Annotated in this window: 14 protein-coding genes; 5 read left to right on the top strand and 9 right to left on the bottom strand. The window is 43.7% G+C overall.

Annotated elements, in window-relative coordinates:
• Positions 1 to 81 precede the first annotated feature (81 nt).
• From LEP1GSC050_RS16865 to rplM, 4 genes are all read right to left on the bottom strand, one after another.
• Positions 82 to 573 carry a YajQ family cyclic di-GMP-binding protein gene (locus LEP1GSC050_RS16865; protein ID WP_010568925.1) on the bottom strand — a complete coding sequence of 164 codons (492 nt, stop codon included), beginning with the start codon at positions 571 to 573 and terminating at the stop codon, positions 82 to 84.
• Positions 570 to 3,335: an alanine--tRNA ligase gene (gene alaS, locus LEP1GSC050_RS16860; protein ID WP_010568924.1), complete on the bottom strand. Its 2,766-nt coding sequence runs from the start codon at positions 3,333 to 3,335 to the stop codon at positions 570 to 572. The genes LEP1GSC050_RS16865 and alaS overlap by 4 nt, the downstream gene beginning before the upstream one ends.
• Positions 3,336 to 3,418: 83 nt before the next feature.
• Complete coding sequence (gene rpsI, locus LEP1GSC050_RS16855; protein WP_010412505.1) at positions 3,419 to 3,817, bottom strand: 30S ribosomal protein S9; 399 nt, start codon at positions 3,815 to 3,817, stop codon at positions 3,419 to 3,421.
• Between the two features lie 12 nt (positions 3,818 to 3,829).
• Positions 3,830 to 4,279, bottom strand: a complete 450-nt coding sequence (rplM, locus tag LEP1GSC050_RS16850; protein ID WP_010568923.1) for a 50S ribosomal protein L13 — start codon at positions 4,277 to 4,279, stop codon at positions 3,830 to 3,832.
• Positions 4,280 to 4,853: 574 nt separating this feature from the next.
• On the opposite strand from rplM, the gene LEP1GSC050_RS16845 reads away from it, so the two are divergent.
• Positions 4,854 to 5,246, top strand: a complete 393-nt coding sequence (locus tag LEP1GSC050_RS16845; protein WP_010568922.1) for a hypothetical protein — start codon at positions 4,854 to 4,856, stop codon at positions 5,244 to 5,246.
• A 185-nt stretch (positions 5,247 to 5,431) separates the two neighbouring features.
• Here LEP1GSC050_RS16845 and LEP1GSC050_RS16840 read toward each other — a convergent pair whose 3' ends face one another.
• Complete coding sequence (locus LEP1GSC050_RS16840; RefSeq protein ID WP_010568921.1) at positions 5,432 to 6,106, bottom strand: YceI family protein; 675 nt, start codon at positions 6,104 to 6,106, stop codon at positions 5,432 to 5,434.
• A 10-nt stretch (positions 6,107 to 6,116) separates the two neighbouring features.
• On the opposite strand from LEP1GSC050_RS16840, the gene LEP1GSC050_RS16835 reads away from it, so the two are divergent.
• The 4 genes from LEP1GSC050_RS16835 to LEP1GSC050_RS16820 all read left to right on the top strand — a co-directional run bounded on the left by LEP1GSC050_RS16835 (position 6,117) and on the right by LEP1GSC050_RS16820 (position 10,541).
• Positions 6,117 to 7,094, top strand: coding sequence for a thiamine-phosphate kinase (locus LEP1GSC050_RS16835; protein ID WP_020987352.1), 978 nt, complete (start codon positions 6,117 to 6,119; stop codon positions 7,092 to 7,094).
• A 26-nt stretch (positions 7,095 to 7,120) separates the two neighbouring features.
• Positions 7,121 to 8,293 carry a DUF418 domain-containing protein gene (locus LEP1GSC050_RS16830; RefSeq protein ID WP_010568919.1) on the top strand — a complete coding sequence of 391 codons (1,173 nt, stop codon included), beginning with the start codon at positions 7,121 to 7,123 and terminating at the stop codon, positions 8,291 to 8,293.
• A gap of 191 nt (positions 8,294 to 8,484) precedes the next feature.
• Positions 8,485 to 10,173 carry a sensor histidine kinase gene (locus LEP1GSC050_RS16825; RefSeq protein WP_010568918.1) on the top strand — a complete coding sequence of 563 codons (1,689 nt, stop codon included), beginning with the start codon at positions 8,485 to 8,487 and terminating at the stop codon, positions 10,171 to 10,173.
• A complete protein-coding gene (locus LEP1GSC050_RS16820; RefSeq protein ID WP_010568917.1) occupies positions 10,170 to 10,541 on the top strand; it encodes a response regulator in 372 nt (123 codons plus the stop codon). The genes LEP1GSC050_RS16825 and LEP1GSC050_RS16820 overlap by 4 nt, the downstream gene beginning before the upstream one ends.
• A 67-nt stretch (positions 10,542 to 10,608) precedes the next feature.
• Here the strand turns inward: LEP1GSC050_RS16820 and LEP1GSC050_RS16815 are convergent, their stop codons facing one another.
• The 4 genes from LEP1GSC050_RS16815 to nuoL are packed head-to-tail and all read right to left on the bottom strand — an operon-like array spanning position 10,609 to position 16,180.
• On the bottom strand, positions 10,609 to 11,115 hold the full coding sequence (locus tag LEP1GSC050_RS16815) for an SseB family protein (RefSeq protein ID WP_010568916.1): 507 nt from the start codon (positions 11,113 to 11,115) through the stop codon (positions 10,609 to 10,611).
• 2 nt (positions 11,116 to 11,117) lie between these two features.
• A complete protein-coding gene (locus LEP1GSC050_RS16810; RefSeq protein ID WP_010568915.1) occupies positions 11,118 to 12,599 on the bottom strand; it encodes an NADH-quinone oxidoreductase subunit N in 1,482 nt (493 codons plus the stop codon).
• Complete coding sequence (locus LEP1GSC050_RS16805) at positions 12,596 to 14,245, bottom strand: complex I subunit 4 family protein (protein ID WP_010568914.1); 1,650 nt, start codon at positions 14,243 to 14,245, stop codon at positions 12,596 to 12,598. The genes LEP1GSC050_RS16810 and LEP1GSC050_RS16805 overlap by 4 nt, the downstream gene beginning before the upstream one ends.
• A complete protein-coding gene (gene nuoL, locus LEP1GSC050_RS16800) occupies positions 14,246 to 16,180 on the bottom strand; it encodes an NADH-quinone oxidoreductase subunit L (RefSeq protein ID WP_020987433.1) in 1,935 nt (644 codons plus the stop codon).
• Position 16,181 lies beyond the last annotated feature (1 nt).

Raw genomic sequence — 16,181 nt, 5'->3', positions numbered from 1 at the left:
GATTTCCGTTTGAGATTGTTGTCACCGAGCGAACGTATTGGATAAATTTCTCTTTTTCTCCGAAAAGAATAAGCCGGATCATCATTTATAATTTTGGAATTGAAGATCGAAAGGGAGGTCCGCCGATTTCAGTAAATGCATGACCTCCTGCAAATCGTCCTTTTTCTTTCCCTGAATGCGTACGCTTGTTCCCATGATCGTTGCAGTCACTTTCAGCTTTGAATCTTTTACGATCTTGGTGATTTCCTTAGTCTGTTCTTTTTCAAGACCGTTACGAATTTTTACTTTCATTCGAACGGTATTTCCTGTTGCAGGTTCGATCTTAGATTTAAAGTCGAAGGATTTTAATCCTAAGCCGCGTTTTGCCATCTTATTGATCAAAACGTCGATCACGCTCTCCAGCTTTGCCTCATTATCCGAAGTCAGCGTGAGGCTTTCTTCCTCTAACTTAATCTCCGACTTGGAACCCTTAAAGTCGAATCTGGTTTTTATTTCGCTGATGGCTTGCGTTACTGCGTTCTGCAACTCCGGTCTATCAATCTCGGATACGACGTCAAACGAAGGATCGCTCATACTTTACTCCCGTTCAAGCCTGCCAAAGCTCGATTCACTGCTAATTCCACTGCCTCTTCCACCTTAGATACGTTTTTTCCGCCACCCTGGGCCATATCCGGCTTTCCTCCGCCTTTACCACCTAATACTTCGCAGGCGGCTTTTACCAAATCTCCGCAGTGGACGAGTTTACCGGCTAAAGACGAAGAGCAAGTGACTACGATGCTTGCGTCTTCATCGTTGCGACTCGCCAGGATTGCGACAATATCCTTTTCCCGGACTTTCAAATTATCCGAAAGTCCTTTTAATGCCTTGGCGTCCTTGGAATCGAAAATCGCGTGAACGATTTTGACGGAGCCAACGATGTTAGCTGCGGAGAGTATGGAGGAAAGTATTTGCGGATTGTTCTCGAAGTCGCGAGATTCCCTATTTTTCTTTTCCTTCAAAAATTTCGATTGGGTCTCCTCGATTTCCAAACTCAGTTTTTCGGAAAGATTCCGTAATTCGGAAACCGCTCCGGCCCCTTTTTTTTCGAAAATCGCGCGGATCTCCTCCGGACCCGGCACGCTCGCTTTGATGGATAGGGAAGCGGATTCCTCGTTTAGCTCTTCTTTGATTTTTAAATTCAAAGTTTGTACAGCGCTCGTCAATTCCGCAAATCTAGTTTGAAAGGTTTCGATTACGACCGGACCCGCAACCGCCTCGATCCTGCGATTCCCCGCCCCGGGACTGGATTCCTTCTTTATAAAAAAGTATCTGATATCTCCCGTATTTAAAACGTGAGTTCCTCCGCAGAATTCAAGGGATCGGTCGCCCATCTGCAGGACTCGAACCGAGTCTCCGTATTTCTCGTCAAAGGCGGCGACTGCGCCGGTTTTTTTGGCTTCTTCGATCGGTAAAACTTTGGTTTCTACCGGTATCGACATACCGATACTATCGTTTACCCAGGATTCGACTTTACGAATCTCTTCTTCGCTTAACGGAGTCGGATGCGAAAAATCGAATCGTAAATATTCGGGAGACACGATAGAGCCTTTTTGCATTACGTGAGCGCCCAGCAAACTTCTCAATGCCCCGTTCAGAAGATGGGTTCCCGAATGGTGTGATTTCAGTTTTTCGCGTCTTTCTCTTTCGACTTCCAAAACCGCCTCATCGCCTACGTTAAAACTGCCGTTCAACACGATACCATAATGTAGTATGATATCATTCTCTTTCTGAGTATCCAAAACCTTGAATATAGAAGCGTCCTTACGGATAAAACCCGTATCACCTACCTGCCCTCCCCCTTCGGGATAAAAGGGCGTAGCTTTAAAGGTCAAGACTCCCGACTGTCCTTCCGTTAACGATATCGCCGGTTTGTTATCCAGGAAGGCGTGCTCGATTTCAGAACGAGCTTCCAATCGAGTATAGCCCAAAAATTCCGTTTTATCCGTCTTGATTCCGGTAAATAAACTGGTTCGATTCGCCTTCCATGTTTCTCGAGAAGATTGACGGTCCTTTTCCAGCTCTTCCTCGAAGCCGCTCCTATCGAATGAAAGCCCGTGTTCGGCTACGATCTCTTCGGTCATTTCCGCAGGAAAGCCGTAAGTACCGTAGAGAAGAAAACTATCTTTTCCCGAAAATACCGTCGATTCCGATGCTTTGGTTTTTGCAACGAGAACTCCAATTTTCTCCAAACCGATCTCTAAAGTTTTCAGGAATAGCTCTTCTTCGGCGAGCAGAGTTCGCTCCACGGACGACGCGTGTTTTTCCAGTTCCGGGTAACGTTCTTTATAAATAGTAACCACCGGTTTTACTAGTTTATGCAAAAACGGTTCTTTTAGATCAAGTTTACGCGCAAAGAGTACCGCTCGACGAATTAAGCGACGAATCACGTAACCGCGCCCCGTACGATCGGGATAAATCCCGTCCGAAACGGCAAATAATGCCGAGCGAATATGATCGGTGATTACTCGGAAGGGAACTTTCGTACTTTCCCCGTACGATTTTCCCGAAACTTTCTCTACCTCCGAAATAATACCCCGTAGTTCGTCCGTATCGTAAACCGAATCAACCCCCTGAAGAAGTAAGGCGACTCTTTCCAAGCCGGATCCGGTATCAATCCCGGTCTGCTTTAGAGGGTGCAGATTCCCGTCGGTATCCTGGTTGAATTGATTAAAAACTATATTCCAAAATTCTAAAAAACGATCGCAATCGCAACCGGGACGACATTCTTTTTTGGTTCCGCAGTCCGGGAATCCTTTCTCCGGACCCCGATCCAAATATAATTCGGAACATGGGCCGCAAGCTCCGCTATCCCCCGCCGGTCCCCAAAAATTATCCTTTTTACCGAGGCGGGTGATTCTCTCCACGGGAATTCCCTTAGATATCCAAATCTTTTCCGCCTCGTCGTCGTTCTCGAATACCGTGATCCAAATTTTATCTTTCGGAAACCCGAGATAATTCACGGAACAATCCAAGGCGAACTCGATGGCTTCCTCCTTAAAATAATCCCCGAAACTGAAATTTCCGAGCATTTCAAAGAAAGTACAATGCCTCTCCGTTTTCCCGACATTCTCCAGATCGGTGGTTCTTAGACATTTTTGAGCGGAAGTAGCGCGAGTGTAAGGAAGGTCGACTGCACCGGTAAAGAAAGGCTTGAATTGCACCATTCCTGCGGTGGTAAATAATAAGGTGGGATCTCCTGCAGGAAGGAGAGAGGAAGAAGGAACAACTGTATGACCTTTCTGCTTAAAGTAATTCAGGAAGGTGTTACGAACTTCGGAAACTTTCTTATACTTCATGTGTCCTCTACAAACAAAAAATGCCCGAGGTCTTGAGTTCAAGAACTTCAGGCATTTCGAGAAACGGTTCGAAAAACGAAGAATTAACGTTTAGAGAACTGGGTTCCTCTACGAGCTTTGTGTAGACCGTATTTCTTACGCTCTACCATTCTCGGGTCACGAGTTAGTAAACCTTCTTTCTTAACTGTCGGTCTGAACTCAGGATTATAACGGCAAATGACGCGGGCTAGTGCGTGGCGAATTGCTCCCACTTGACCGATTATTCCCCCACCGGAAACGTTCAGTTTTAGATCGAACTTATCACTCAAGTTCAAAAGCGCAAGAGGGCTAAGCGCCTCTTTTAGATTAGAGCGGCTATTATGAAGATAATCTTTAATATCCTTGTCGTTTACAAGAATCTTACCGGAACCTTCTTTTAATTTCACACGGGCAATTGCGTTCTTACGACGACCTACGGCCCAAATTTCCTTGGCAGTTGCCATTTTTTAATTCTCCTAGAGTTCCAGTTTCGTCGGCTTCTGAGCGCCGAGATTGTGTTCCGCTCCCGGGAAAATCCGGAAATGGGTGAGCATTTCTGCACCAAGTTTGCTTTTGGGAAGCATGCCTTTCACTGCTTCATACAAAATTCTCTCGGGATGTTTTTTTCTCATATCCTGAAGAGGAGTTACCGTCATACCACCGGGATAGCGAGAGTGATGAAAGTATTCTTTTTGGCTCTCTTTGTTTCCGGTTACGGAGACCTTGGCTGCGTTAACTACGATGATATTATCTCCACAATCGACGTGGGGAGTAAATGTGGGCTTATGTTTGCCCCTAAGTCTATGGGCGATTTCCGAAGCCAGGCGGCCTAAGGTCTTTCCTTCGGCATCCACGACGTACCAAGCCTTCTCGGCTTGTTCCTTTTTCAAGGAAGGAGTTCTATGCTGTTTAGATATGATTGGCATGGGAAAAAAACGTCCTGTATTGGCCAATTTCGCGTACCGAGTATACGGGTCAAGGTATTTTCCAGAGCTCTGCTCCGGCTTAATTTCAGCTAAAATAAGGGTTTTTCGCGAGAGTAGATTCTTAGGAAACCCAAGGCCGAATAACACCTTGCAGGGAATTTATTGAGTCACGAGTTCGACATATTTAGAATGGGCATTAACATACCCTTTTTGGCTTTGAGAATCTGAAGATTTACAAATTCCTAAAGGAATTCATTTAAAATAAGCCTAATCTCCTTTGCGAATAGCAATTCAAATATCTTCGATTCAAGTAGTATAACATTGAAAATTCGAAATAGGAAAAGATTGATTCTTCGTTCGATCTGATTACAATGCTTAGCGAAGTAAAGTTGGAAGGAGTATAGGGCAATTTTCTAAGAAATGAATGGCAAGTTGACAAGTTAGTCATTTTGTATCAAAAGAGTTAGTTTAGGATTGCCCTATTTCGGTTTGTTCTTATCCTTCTTCTAACGGGATCTATCCCGATTAGCAGACTCTATCATTTTGATTTAATCTGCACGGTTATTTAGTCAAAATGGACAAAAAAGAACCAAAATTAGACACTCCGGGTGACCGATTGAAATCTGCATTTAAACTTCTGGGAATTTCCAGAGAGGAAGGCGCGAATGCAATCGGAACATCACTCGTATCCATGAACCGGTATCTTAGTAATCAAGAGCCGATTCCTGAATTCAGGATGGATTTACTTTTAGTCAAGAAAGGAGTTTCGAAGAACTTCGTTTTTAACCATTCGGGAGAACCCAAAGCATCCTGGGAAGAAAGGTTGGCTCTATTAGAAAAAGAGAATGCTCGCCTCGACGAAGTTAGGCATAATATGCTTCTTAGAGAAATAGTAACCGATCTTACCTATCTTTCCGAAGACGATTTAAAAATCCTTCAGGCAGTGATTGTAAAATTTAGACAATAAAAGCTTTTAATGCTTCTCTAGTTTTTCGCTTCAAATCGATCGTACGTATATTTAAACACTTTCCGGTCGACCCTCTTTAATGAAAATCGCTTTAGCAAGATAATGATAAATGAATCGCTGCGGATCGATTAGAAATCCGGATGCGCACCTCGCATCGTCATCCGGGTCTTTGCAATTTCCTTATTTCAAGGGCATGCCGTCTTTAGCGTAGAAGTAATCGAAATCTCGATATCCGGCCAAAGTACGGATTTACCGTCTTTCCCGGTATGCAGATCTTTACATACTTCGTTAAGAGCGGCGACTGCCGAGCTCGCTTTCCAATCCGTCAAATTAATACTCCCTTTTACCTTGAACAATTCCCCGTTTTCCAAAGTAAAAGTCAAAGGTAGATCTTTAGTAATTCCGTTTAAGGATAATTTGACAATTCCAGTGCCGGCAGACCCGGTCGAATCGAACTTGGCCGAAACGAAATGACCTGAAATTCTACCTCCGCTCTTAAGAGCACCGAAGAATGCGCCCTTGATTTTCGCATCCCGTTCCGGATTGCCGCTATCGAGATCGATCGGCTCTAACGCAAATTTCAATCCTTTCAATGCAGCTTCGGGAGATTTCCCGGTTTTATAACCTGTTATTCCAAGTTTAGTAAATTTTCCACCCACACCGTTTTTTTCAGTAAATTTAAAAGCTTTCCATTCTAAGCTTGTCTTTTCCGGATCAAGGGTAAATTTACAGACTCCCGCCTTCGGGGCGGCGTCCGTTTTGGATTGCAAACCTGCGAGGTAGATCGAGGCTAAGATAAGTCCGAAGAAAACGAAACGTCCTCGGGCGAGTAAATCGGATTTCGTGATCATTAGTTTCATGGTATTTACAATGATACCGGAGAGAGCCGAAGTCAAGGTTTTTCGAAGAGGACAGGAAAGCGATTTGAACGAAGAAGAATTGATCTCCTCCTTATATCCTCCCGGCAAAGAACAGGAAAGCGATTGCTATCTCGGTACCGACGGTTGCTTAATCACAACCGATACCATCGTAGAAGGAACTCATTTCCGACTAGACTGGAGTAGCCCCGCCGATTTGGCTCGAAAATTAATCGAAGTCAACGTATCCGATATTGCGGCTGCCAATGGAGTCCCTAAAAAGGCTTTCTTCAATTTCGGGTTATCCCCTTCCTGTAATCGAAAAGAATTTCTGAATCCGTTCGTTCAAACATTTAAAGAAACGTTATATTCTTACGGTATCGAACTTTGCGGAGGAGACACATACCGTTCTCAGGAATTGAATTTAACCTTAACCCTACTCGGAAAATCCGATTCTCCGGTAAGTAGAAAAGGCGGACGTGCCGGCGACAGAGTTTATCTTACCGGACATATCGGCGCTTCTCTTCTCGGTTATAAAATTTTGGACGGATCCAATCCTTCTTTACCGCCGGGTCTTCGCGAAGCTTCAATCGATCGACATCTTCGACCTCGATCACGTTTGTCCCTTAGCCGTTCTCTGTACTCCTCTTACAACATTCATGCCGGGATGGATCTAACGGACGGATTAATCCAAGACCTGGGAAAATTGGCAAAAGTATCTCGATTAGTGATAGAGATCGAGTTAAACAGAGTTCCCGTTTTGGATGGGATTGAAAAGGCGATCGGATTGGAAGGGATTCTTAGCTCGGGAGAAGAGCTAGAATTATTATTCCTTTCACCGGATTTGATTCCATCACAATGGGAATCCGTCGATATCACTCCTATCGGATCCGTCCGATTTACGAAAGAAAACGAGAGTCCGAGAGTGGACTTTCTGTTAAACGAACAATTGTTCCGTCCTACCGAAGGCGGATTTAGACATTTTACATAAATAAAGGCGGCTTTCGGAGAAATCATATGCCCAAAAATAGAATCGGCTTCTTGGATTTTTTACGAGGTTTTGCTTTGTACGGTATTCTCGTCGTCAATCTGCCTTACTTTGCGAAGCCGATGTATTTAGTAGGCTCCGCCGGAGAAAATACGAATCTACTCGATTCGATTGCATCTTGGATCGTAGCATTCTTTTTCGAATCTAAGTTTTATGTTCTGTTCTCATTTTTATTCGGCTACGGTATCTCCGTTCAAATAAAAGATTGGGAAGAAGTCGAATCTCGCAATCGCTATCTTCGAAGAATGGCCGGCCTATTTTTGATCGGATTGCTTCACGGTATCTTTCTTTTTTTAGGCGACATTCTTCTCTCATACGCGATCCTCGGATGCGTCGCCTGGCTGATCCGGAAAAAAAATCCGGTATGGCTGCTTAAATTCTCATTAGGCTTCTTACTCATCGCGATCCTTTGCAGAATGATTCTCGCGTTCGGACAGGACGAATATCGAAGCAGATTGGCCTCGAGCTTACCCGATATTCTTTCCGAAACTCGATCGGCTTATTTGGGGAGTTTCTGGGACGGAGCAAAACAACGTGCTACGGACACGTTCATTTCCTATCCGTTCACGATTTTATTTCAATGGCCTTCAATTCTTTCGATGTTTGCATTGGGTATTGTCGCAGGAAAGACATCCTTCTTCGAGCGATGGGAGCAAAGCAAAAACGGCGTAAAGAAATTGATACCTTGGCTTTTAATATTAGGTCTTTCGGGTAATCTGATATATTCGATCCATTCCAGAAATTTATTTGTCGAAGATCTTTCTCTAATCTGGCAACTAGGATTTTCAATACTGGATGCCGTCAGCGCGCCTGCATTAACGATTTGCTACGTATATTGGTTAGGAATTTACTATCATTCCGAATCAAGTTTAGCTGATCGCTCATGGTTCGAATCTCCCGGAAAATTCTCTTTATCGAATTACTTAGGACAATCCGTCATTTGTTCGTGGATCTTCTGTGGGTGGGGATTAGGTTTCTACGATAAATTAGGAAACTTTCAACTCCTATTCCTTGCATTTCCAATATGGTTTATTTGCGTTCTCGGATCGAAGACCTGGTCTCGGTTTTTTTCCATCGGCCCTGTCGAAACGATTCTGAGGGCCGTCACTTACGGAAAATTTAGAAACATTCGCTTCTTCTAATCTTTCTAAATATAATTTTAATGTAAACCGACGCTTCATTGACAAAATTAAGGATGACGCTTCATAGGCAAATTCCGATTTAGAATCCTCAGAATCCTCGGGCCAGAATAATAATTTCTTTCCTATTTTCCAATTTTATGATATGATTCCCTTCGCATGTAATCCTTAATTTAGCGGGCAACGGCTTTTTTATGTCTCCCAATAAGAATCCCATCGTCGGTCTAGCGGAGTATAAATCCGAGTTACGGCAAAAAATTTTTCTCTGGAAGAACGTACCCGCTTTCTTTGAAGAGGTGTGTAAGTTAGCTCTTGAGAACGCAGTTTTTCAAAAAGCGATCATAATAGAATCGGACGAAAATAACGGAAAGTCGGCGATACGCATTTCAAAGTTATCGCCCAAGGAAGAGACCGCACCTCAATTGGTGAATTCTTTGATACGATTAGTGACAAACAAATGCGATTTTTCCTCCAATAAGCCGATTCTTTTATTCGGAAAAGATCAATTAGATGGAATTGAAAATCTAAGATCCGCCGTCTTTATACCTATTTTTGCAGCACATATGAAATTTCATGTCGCGTTACTTTTGCTTTCGGACCAGGAAACCGAATTCAACGCCGAAACCGAAGAATTATTATTGGATATTTCCTATTACCTTTCGTATTCGTTTGCGAATTTATTAGAGCAGGAAGGGAAAATTAGCGCGCTCAACGCGATGGACATCAGCGAAAGAAAATTTCTCGTCATTTTCGAAACGGTCGTTGATGCGATTATTTTGATAACCGAAAAAGCCGATATCCTAATGTTTAATTCCGCAGCGGAGAAAATGTTCGGATATCTTGAAGAGGAGGTAACCGGAAAGAACGTTCGAATACTAATGCCTGACCCGTTTCATAGCGAACATGATTCGTACGTAAATCGATACGTAAATACTTTAGAAAAAAGGATTATAGGAATCGGGAGGGAAGTATTAGCCCAGAAAAAGGACGGTCATATTTTTCCGATAGAACTTGCCGTTTCCGAAGTCTGGCTGGATGGTTCGAGATTTTTTGTCGGAGTAATCCGTGATATCACACGAAGAAAGAATGCGGAAGACAGCCTCGTTGCGAAGAACGAAGAATTGGCCACCTTAAACAAGAATTTAGAATTAAGAATAGAACAGGAAATGCACCTCAGGAGAGAAAGGGAGCGGATCTTGGAGGCGCAATCCAGAATGGCCGCAATGGGGGAAATGATCGGAAACATCGCCCATCAATGGCGTCAACCCCTGAACGCGATATCAATATTGGTCCAGGAACTGGAATATACTTCTCTTAACGATCAACTCGACAACGATTACATGCGGAATACGAGCTTACGCATATTCGATCTTTTGCAGTCAATGTCTCAGACTATCGACGATTTTAGAAATTTTTATAAACCCAATAAGGCAAAAGAAAATTTCAGCTTGAAAAATATCATCGAAAAAAGCTTGTCCTTGGTTTCAGCGAGTATGAAGCATCAGAATATTCGAATAGAGACTCATTTTGCCGGAGAAGACTCGGCTTACGGCTATCCGAACGAGCTTGCGCAAGTTTTATTGAATATTTTATCCAACGCTAAGGATGCCATCCTTCAACATAACCCGGAGGAACCTGCCATTCAGGTAAAAATATATTCCGAACTAGGAAAAAAAATCGTAAGCGTCAAGGATAACGGAGGCGGATTTGCGAACGAAATCAGCGAGAAGATTTTCTTACCGTATTTTTCCACAAAGGAACAAGGTTCCGGAGTCGGATTAGGTCTTTATATGTCAAAAACGATCGTCGAAAAGAATATGGGCGGGAGGCTATCCGCTCATAGCGACGGAACAGGCGCCGAATTTCGTATAGAGTTACCATGAAAAAGAGACCGATCAAAATTCTATTCGTTGAGGACGAGCTAATCGTCTCGATTTCGCTATCTAGAATTCTTGCGGGAACTTTTGAGGAAGTCATTACTGCGGATGACGGAGTAAAAGGATTACAAGCCTTTCAAAAAAATTCCCCGAACATTGTTCTTACCGATATCCGAATGCCCAAAATGGACGGTTTGGAACTTTCAAAAAGAATTAAGTTCTTAAATCCGAAAATTCCGATCATCGGCATCACAGCCTCTAACGAGGAAGAAACTTTATCCGCCTGTCGATCCGTAGGAATGACCGAAATTATCATAAAACCGTTAAATGCAACCCTGCTTATCAGCAAGATCTTACAGTTATTACCCGATTAAAGTTTCCAACGACCGAATTTTTATCCAAAATCGCTCCGAGTTACGATCGAAAGAGAAAATCGAACTTCTATCCTTCCTGAAGAACTTCCAAATGTTCGCGTGAAAGAATCCAAAGGGTCGTTGCCGGATCGATTACGACTCCGGCGATTTCCTTATTCCGTAGTCCCGTCCACCAAAGATCCCGAGCCGAAAGTCGAATCGTCGGCGTTTCTTTTCCGAAATACCGAATCACTTCTTTAGGATGTGAAAATGCCGGTAGGAAGATGCGCCCATTCTCATCGCTCACATAAAGTAAAACGATTTCATCCGCTTCCTTTTTCTTTTTCTTTGCGGGGGCTTTCTTCTTGGGTTTAAGTTTCTTTTTTTTCCCAGGAGGAAGTTTTCCGGCCTCTAAATGCGGAACGAGAAAGGAAGACTTAGTAAGCTCTTCGGAGAGCTTGGCTAAATTTTTCGGGTTTTTCTTTTTCCCATACTGCATCATCGCATAACGGAATGCGGAATCATCAGCCTCGGAATCGGAAGCATTAGGTGTCTCTCCCTTTAATAACGAGAGAATTTTTCTAAAAAAAGACATTCTTATTTTTGAATAGACTCCGATCGGCGCTCGAGAGTTATATTAGTCAGGTCCTTAGGTTGTAAAAAATACCATCCGACAAGAATAAAGACGAGACTCAGACCCGAGACGACGACGACTCCGTAGCTCGGCCTTACTTTTTCATCCTTGGAAATCTCTCCCGTTTCGGAACTCATGTATGCGGAAATTCCGACCTTCGCATAGTAATAAAGAGCCAAGGCCGAATTTGCGATGCCACCGATCAATAATAGCCTCGCTAAATTATTTCCTTGTTCCGCAATTTTTTGGAATAGGAATAGCTTGGCCCAAAATCCTCCCAAAGGCGGAATACCCGCTAAAGAAAGAAAAAATAGAAACAAGGCCAGAGCTGACCAGGGATGAGTAATCGATAATGATTGAATTGAGGCAAACGTTACCTGTCGGCGACCTTGCTCCAAATATGCTATGATTGCGAACGCTCCCAAACTCATGCAGGAATAAACCATTAAATAGAAGATCGCCTCTTCTCGGACTCCAAGACTAATCCCTGCGACGACGTAACCCGCGTGTGCTATGGAGGAATACGCGAGTAATCGTTTTAAGTTTTCCTGTTTTAGGGCCAGAAAATTTCCGTAAGTCATGGAAAGAAGAGCTAATATTCCGGTGATCCATGCCCATTCGCTGGAAAAAACCGGGATGGGCATATGCGCGAAAACGATTACCAAAAGCCCCATTGATGCGGTTTTCGATGCTGTAGCCATAAATCCGGTTACCGGAGTCAACGCGCCTTCGTATGCGTCAGGAGTCCAGGAATGGTAAGGGAAAAGCGCGATCTTAAATGCAATACCCGTTAATAAGAGAAGTAGTCCTATCTTCGTGAAATTCGCGTCGAAACCGCTTATTGCCAAAGGTTTTAAACTCTCGGATAGACTCGTGCTTCCGGAACCGCCGAATAAGAAAGCGATACCCATTAAGAAGAATCCCGAAGAAAAACTCCCGAGCAGGAAATACTTGAGACTCGCTTCCAACGAATACTCGTCGCTTCTTGCCATACCTACCAACACGTACAAGGCAAGACTCATCAATTCCAATCCGACAAAGATCGTGACGGTGTCCCGCCCGTCCGTCATTAAGAACATGCCCGCAGTCGAAAATAAAAGCAACGGATAGAATTCCGGAAATTGCATATTATGTTGTTGTAATGATCTTGGAGACGCCAAAATCGTTCCGAACGCCATGACTAAATAAAGCGCTCCGAACCAAAAACCCAGAGAGGTCACTTCGTAATGGTCGCCGAAATACTTTCCAGGACCGGGATATTCGAATTGGGTATGGAGCAACGCGATAAACGCGCCTACCAGCACCAGCCCGCTGGCAAATCGAACGACCCTAAACTCGGCTCCTTGAAATGCAAATTGAAGAATTAATAATAGAACTCCGCCTCCCGAAAGAATCAATATCGGGAGAATGGAAAGTAAGTCGTTCACACCTGGAATCAGACTCATTCTTCTTTCTCCTTCGCGGAACGTCGAGATCCCGGTATTCCCGTCCCTTTTGAGACAGGGATTCTTTCTTCGTAACTCGAAACTGCACCGCCGAGAGATCGATAATCCTTATATTTGCGTTCCACTTGTCGTAAAGATCCTTCTTTTTCCGAAAAAGCCCTCTCTTTTAGAGCCTCTTCACCTGCGCTATTCAACACAACCCGAGCGCTCGGTATTATGAACTGTAAAAATGGATTCGGAAAAACACCCATCACCAAAATAAATCCCGCAGTCACCGTCAGGATAAATTTTTCCCTAAAATTCAAAGGAACAAGGTTCGCCGTAGTTCTATTCGGTTCTCCGAATAGTAACGATTTTGCGAATATCAACATATACCCGGCAGCGAATATGATTGCCGTACCCGCTAAAACACCGTAAAGGATATGATACTTGAATGTCCCGATTAAGATTAAAAACTCGCCAACGAATCCGTTCGTTCCGGGTAGACCCGCGCTTGCAAATGCAGCCAATCCTATAAAAGCCGCTAAGGACGGCGCAATCTTTGCGATTCCTGAATAGTCCGCTAAATTATTCGTGCCGGTTCGTTCATGCAACATTCCTAATAAAAAGAAAAGAAGACCTGAAGTGAAGCCGTGATTCACCATTTGCAACATTCCGCCGGAAACCCCTTCTTCGGTTAAGGTGAGAATTCCCAAGATACAAAATCCCATGTGGGAAAGAGAGGAGAAAGCCACGAGTCTCTTACTATTAGTCTGCGTCAAAGCGACGACTGCTCCGTAAACGATTCCGGCAACGGCCAAACCCGCAAAGAAATCCCTATATTCCAAAAATACTTGAGGGAAAATCGGAATTACGACGCGAATGTACGCGAATAATCCTATCTTTAGTAAAATTCCAGCCAAATCCACGGAACCGACCGTCGGGGCCTCCTCGTGCACGTCCGGCATCCAAGTGTGAAAAGGAAACAAAGGGACCTTAATTGCAAACGCAAAACTAAATCCGATAAAGAGCCAAAAACGAAGGTCGGATGGAATATTAGATAAAGGTAATACTGCCAATTCTTCCAAATCGAACGTGGAAGAATAATGATAAAGAACGAGAATACTCGCCAACATAAACACCGATCCGGTAAATGAAAATACCAGATATTTCATAGAAGCTCGAATCCTACCCGATTCTCCCCAAATGCCCACCATCAATGCAAACGGCAGCACCATCCATTCCCAAAATACGTAAAATTGAACCAAATTGAACGAGAGAAAAACTCCAAGCACACCCGTCTCGACGAGTAAAAGAAGAATGAAGAATTCTCTGACTCGGTGTTTTACGTTGGAAACCGCCGATAACGAAGATAAGAAAAATAGGATGGCCGACATCGCGATTAGAAGCAAAGAAAAGCCGTCGATCGCAACGTAATAATCGAGTCCTCCCGGGCCTAAATCCAGGAAATTAGGAATTCGATGTACGAATTGCGGTCCGCTGTCTCCTTGAACGAATTCGAGAAACAGAGGGACGGTCATTCCAAAAACGGAAAACGTAATGAAAGACGCGACCGACCGAATCCAACTTTCGCGACTGGAAAAAAATAAGACCGGAATTCCTAATACGGGTAAAAAGAGAAGAATTGTGAGATAATACTGGGGCACTTACAATCCCCTCCAAAGGAACAAAGATAGAATCAAAATAGTACCAAGGATGATCATAAAAGCATAATCAACGATGGTTCCGGTCTGCAAACGCCTAAGCACCAGGGAAATGCCCGAAGAAAGCCTACCGGTATTAACGAGTATCTTATCTATGAACTGCTTTTCTACAATCGAAGAAAAGAATTCCGAAAAGAATAAAATGGGCCCGACAACTATGTTCGAAAAGAACTCGTCTACATAGTATTTCTTGGCGATCCATTTACGCCAACCTAAGTATTCTTCTTCCGACGGTGGAATCTCGCCTTTACGAAAATAGAAATTCCAGGCTAGGCCAAAACCGATCCCCACGGCTCCTAAAGACAACAAAGCCAAGGTCAGTTCGGCACTGGGACTTAAATGATGAACGTTTACCGAATGACGAATCGCGGATTGAGAGTATTCTTTTCCTAAAGCAAAAATCGGCTGGAAATAACGTTCTAAAAGATCGACGCCGCCTAACGATTCGGGAACGAAAAGAAATCCGCTGAAAGCAGCGCCGAAAGCTAATAAGATTAACGGAAGCGTAATCGTCCAAGGAGATTCATGCGGATGAACGCTCGGCGAGATTCTGGAAGATCCCGTAAACGCAAGAAATGTTAAGCGAAACATATAGAACGTCGTTAATAGGGCGGTCACGACTCCCAATCCGAAAAAAAGAGGATGGAAAAAATACGCTTTTTCTAATATTAGATCTTTGGAAAAGAATCCGCTAAACGGAGGAATCCCCGAAATCGCCAGGGTTCCCAATAAAAAAGTGAACCAAGTCACTTTCATCTGAGTTTTCAATCCACCCATTCTTCGTAGATCCTGTTCGTCGTGTAAAGAATGGATAACCGATCCTGAGCCTAGAAACAATAATGCTTTAAAGAATGCGTGGGTTAGCAAATGAAACAGTCCGGCAACATAAGCCCCCACGCCCATTGCGACGAACATATATCCGAGCTGAGACACCGTAGAATAGGCCAAAACTTTCTTAATATCGTTTTGAAAAATTCCGATCGTCGCCGCAAAAAAAGCGGTAAACGTACCGATGACGGTAATCCAAAGCCCGACCTGCGCGGTAAGAATGAAAAGAAAATTCAATCTTGCAATCAGAAAGATTCCCGCAGTTACCATTGTCGCCGCGTGTATCAATGCCGATACGGGAGTCGGTCCTGCCATCGCATCGGGTAGCCAAACATGAAACGGAAATTGTGCGGACTTACCCATAGCCCCAATGAAATAGCAAGTCGTTACGATAGGCAGAACGTACTGGAATCCGCGAAGTTCCGGAAGTATGGATGCGATTTGCGTAAAAGAAAGGGTTCCAGTATACCAATACGTCAACGCAATCCCGACAACCATCGCAAGATCCGCAATTCGGTTAGTAATAAAGGCCTTAATCCCTGCATTTGCCGCGGTTTCTTTATGCGTATCGAAACCTATCAAAAGATAGGAACAAAGCCCCACTCCTTCCCAACCGAAGAACAAGACAACGAGATTTTCGGCCAAGACTAGATGCAGCATTGAAAAAACGAATAAGTTTAAATAGGAAAAAAAGCGACCGTTACTCGGATTACCTTTCATATAACCGATCGAGTAAAGATGAATTAGACTTCCGATACCGGTTATGATTAAAACCATAAACAGAGAAAGTTGATCGATTTGATAAGCGACCTCTACGTTAAATCCGCCTACGTCCAACCAATGAAAAAAAGAAACGATCTCGGGAACCTGACGTTCCAGGGGTTTAAATGCGAGAAACGCATAGAGTCCGACGCCAAAAGAAGCGAAAGAAAAAATAGTTCCTAGTATGCCGGGCCAATTTCCTTTTAGCGTTCGTCCAAAAAAAGCGTTTAATACGGACCCGACTAACGGTAAAAGTACAAGGACCGGTATCCAAATATCCCAGGCCATA

The sequence above is a fragment of the Leptospira broomii serovar Hurstbridge str. 5399 genome (assembly GCF_000243715.2).
In the GTDB taxonomy this organism is placed as follows: domain Bacteria; phylum Spirochaetota; class Leptospiria; order Leptospirales; family Leptospiraceae; genus Leptospira_B; species Leptospira_B broomii.
Note: the sequence above shows the minus strand (reverse complement) of the source record. Positions and strands in the feature narration are given on the sequence as shown.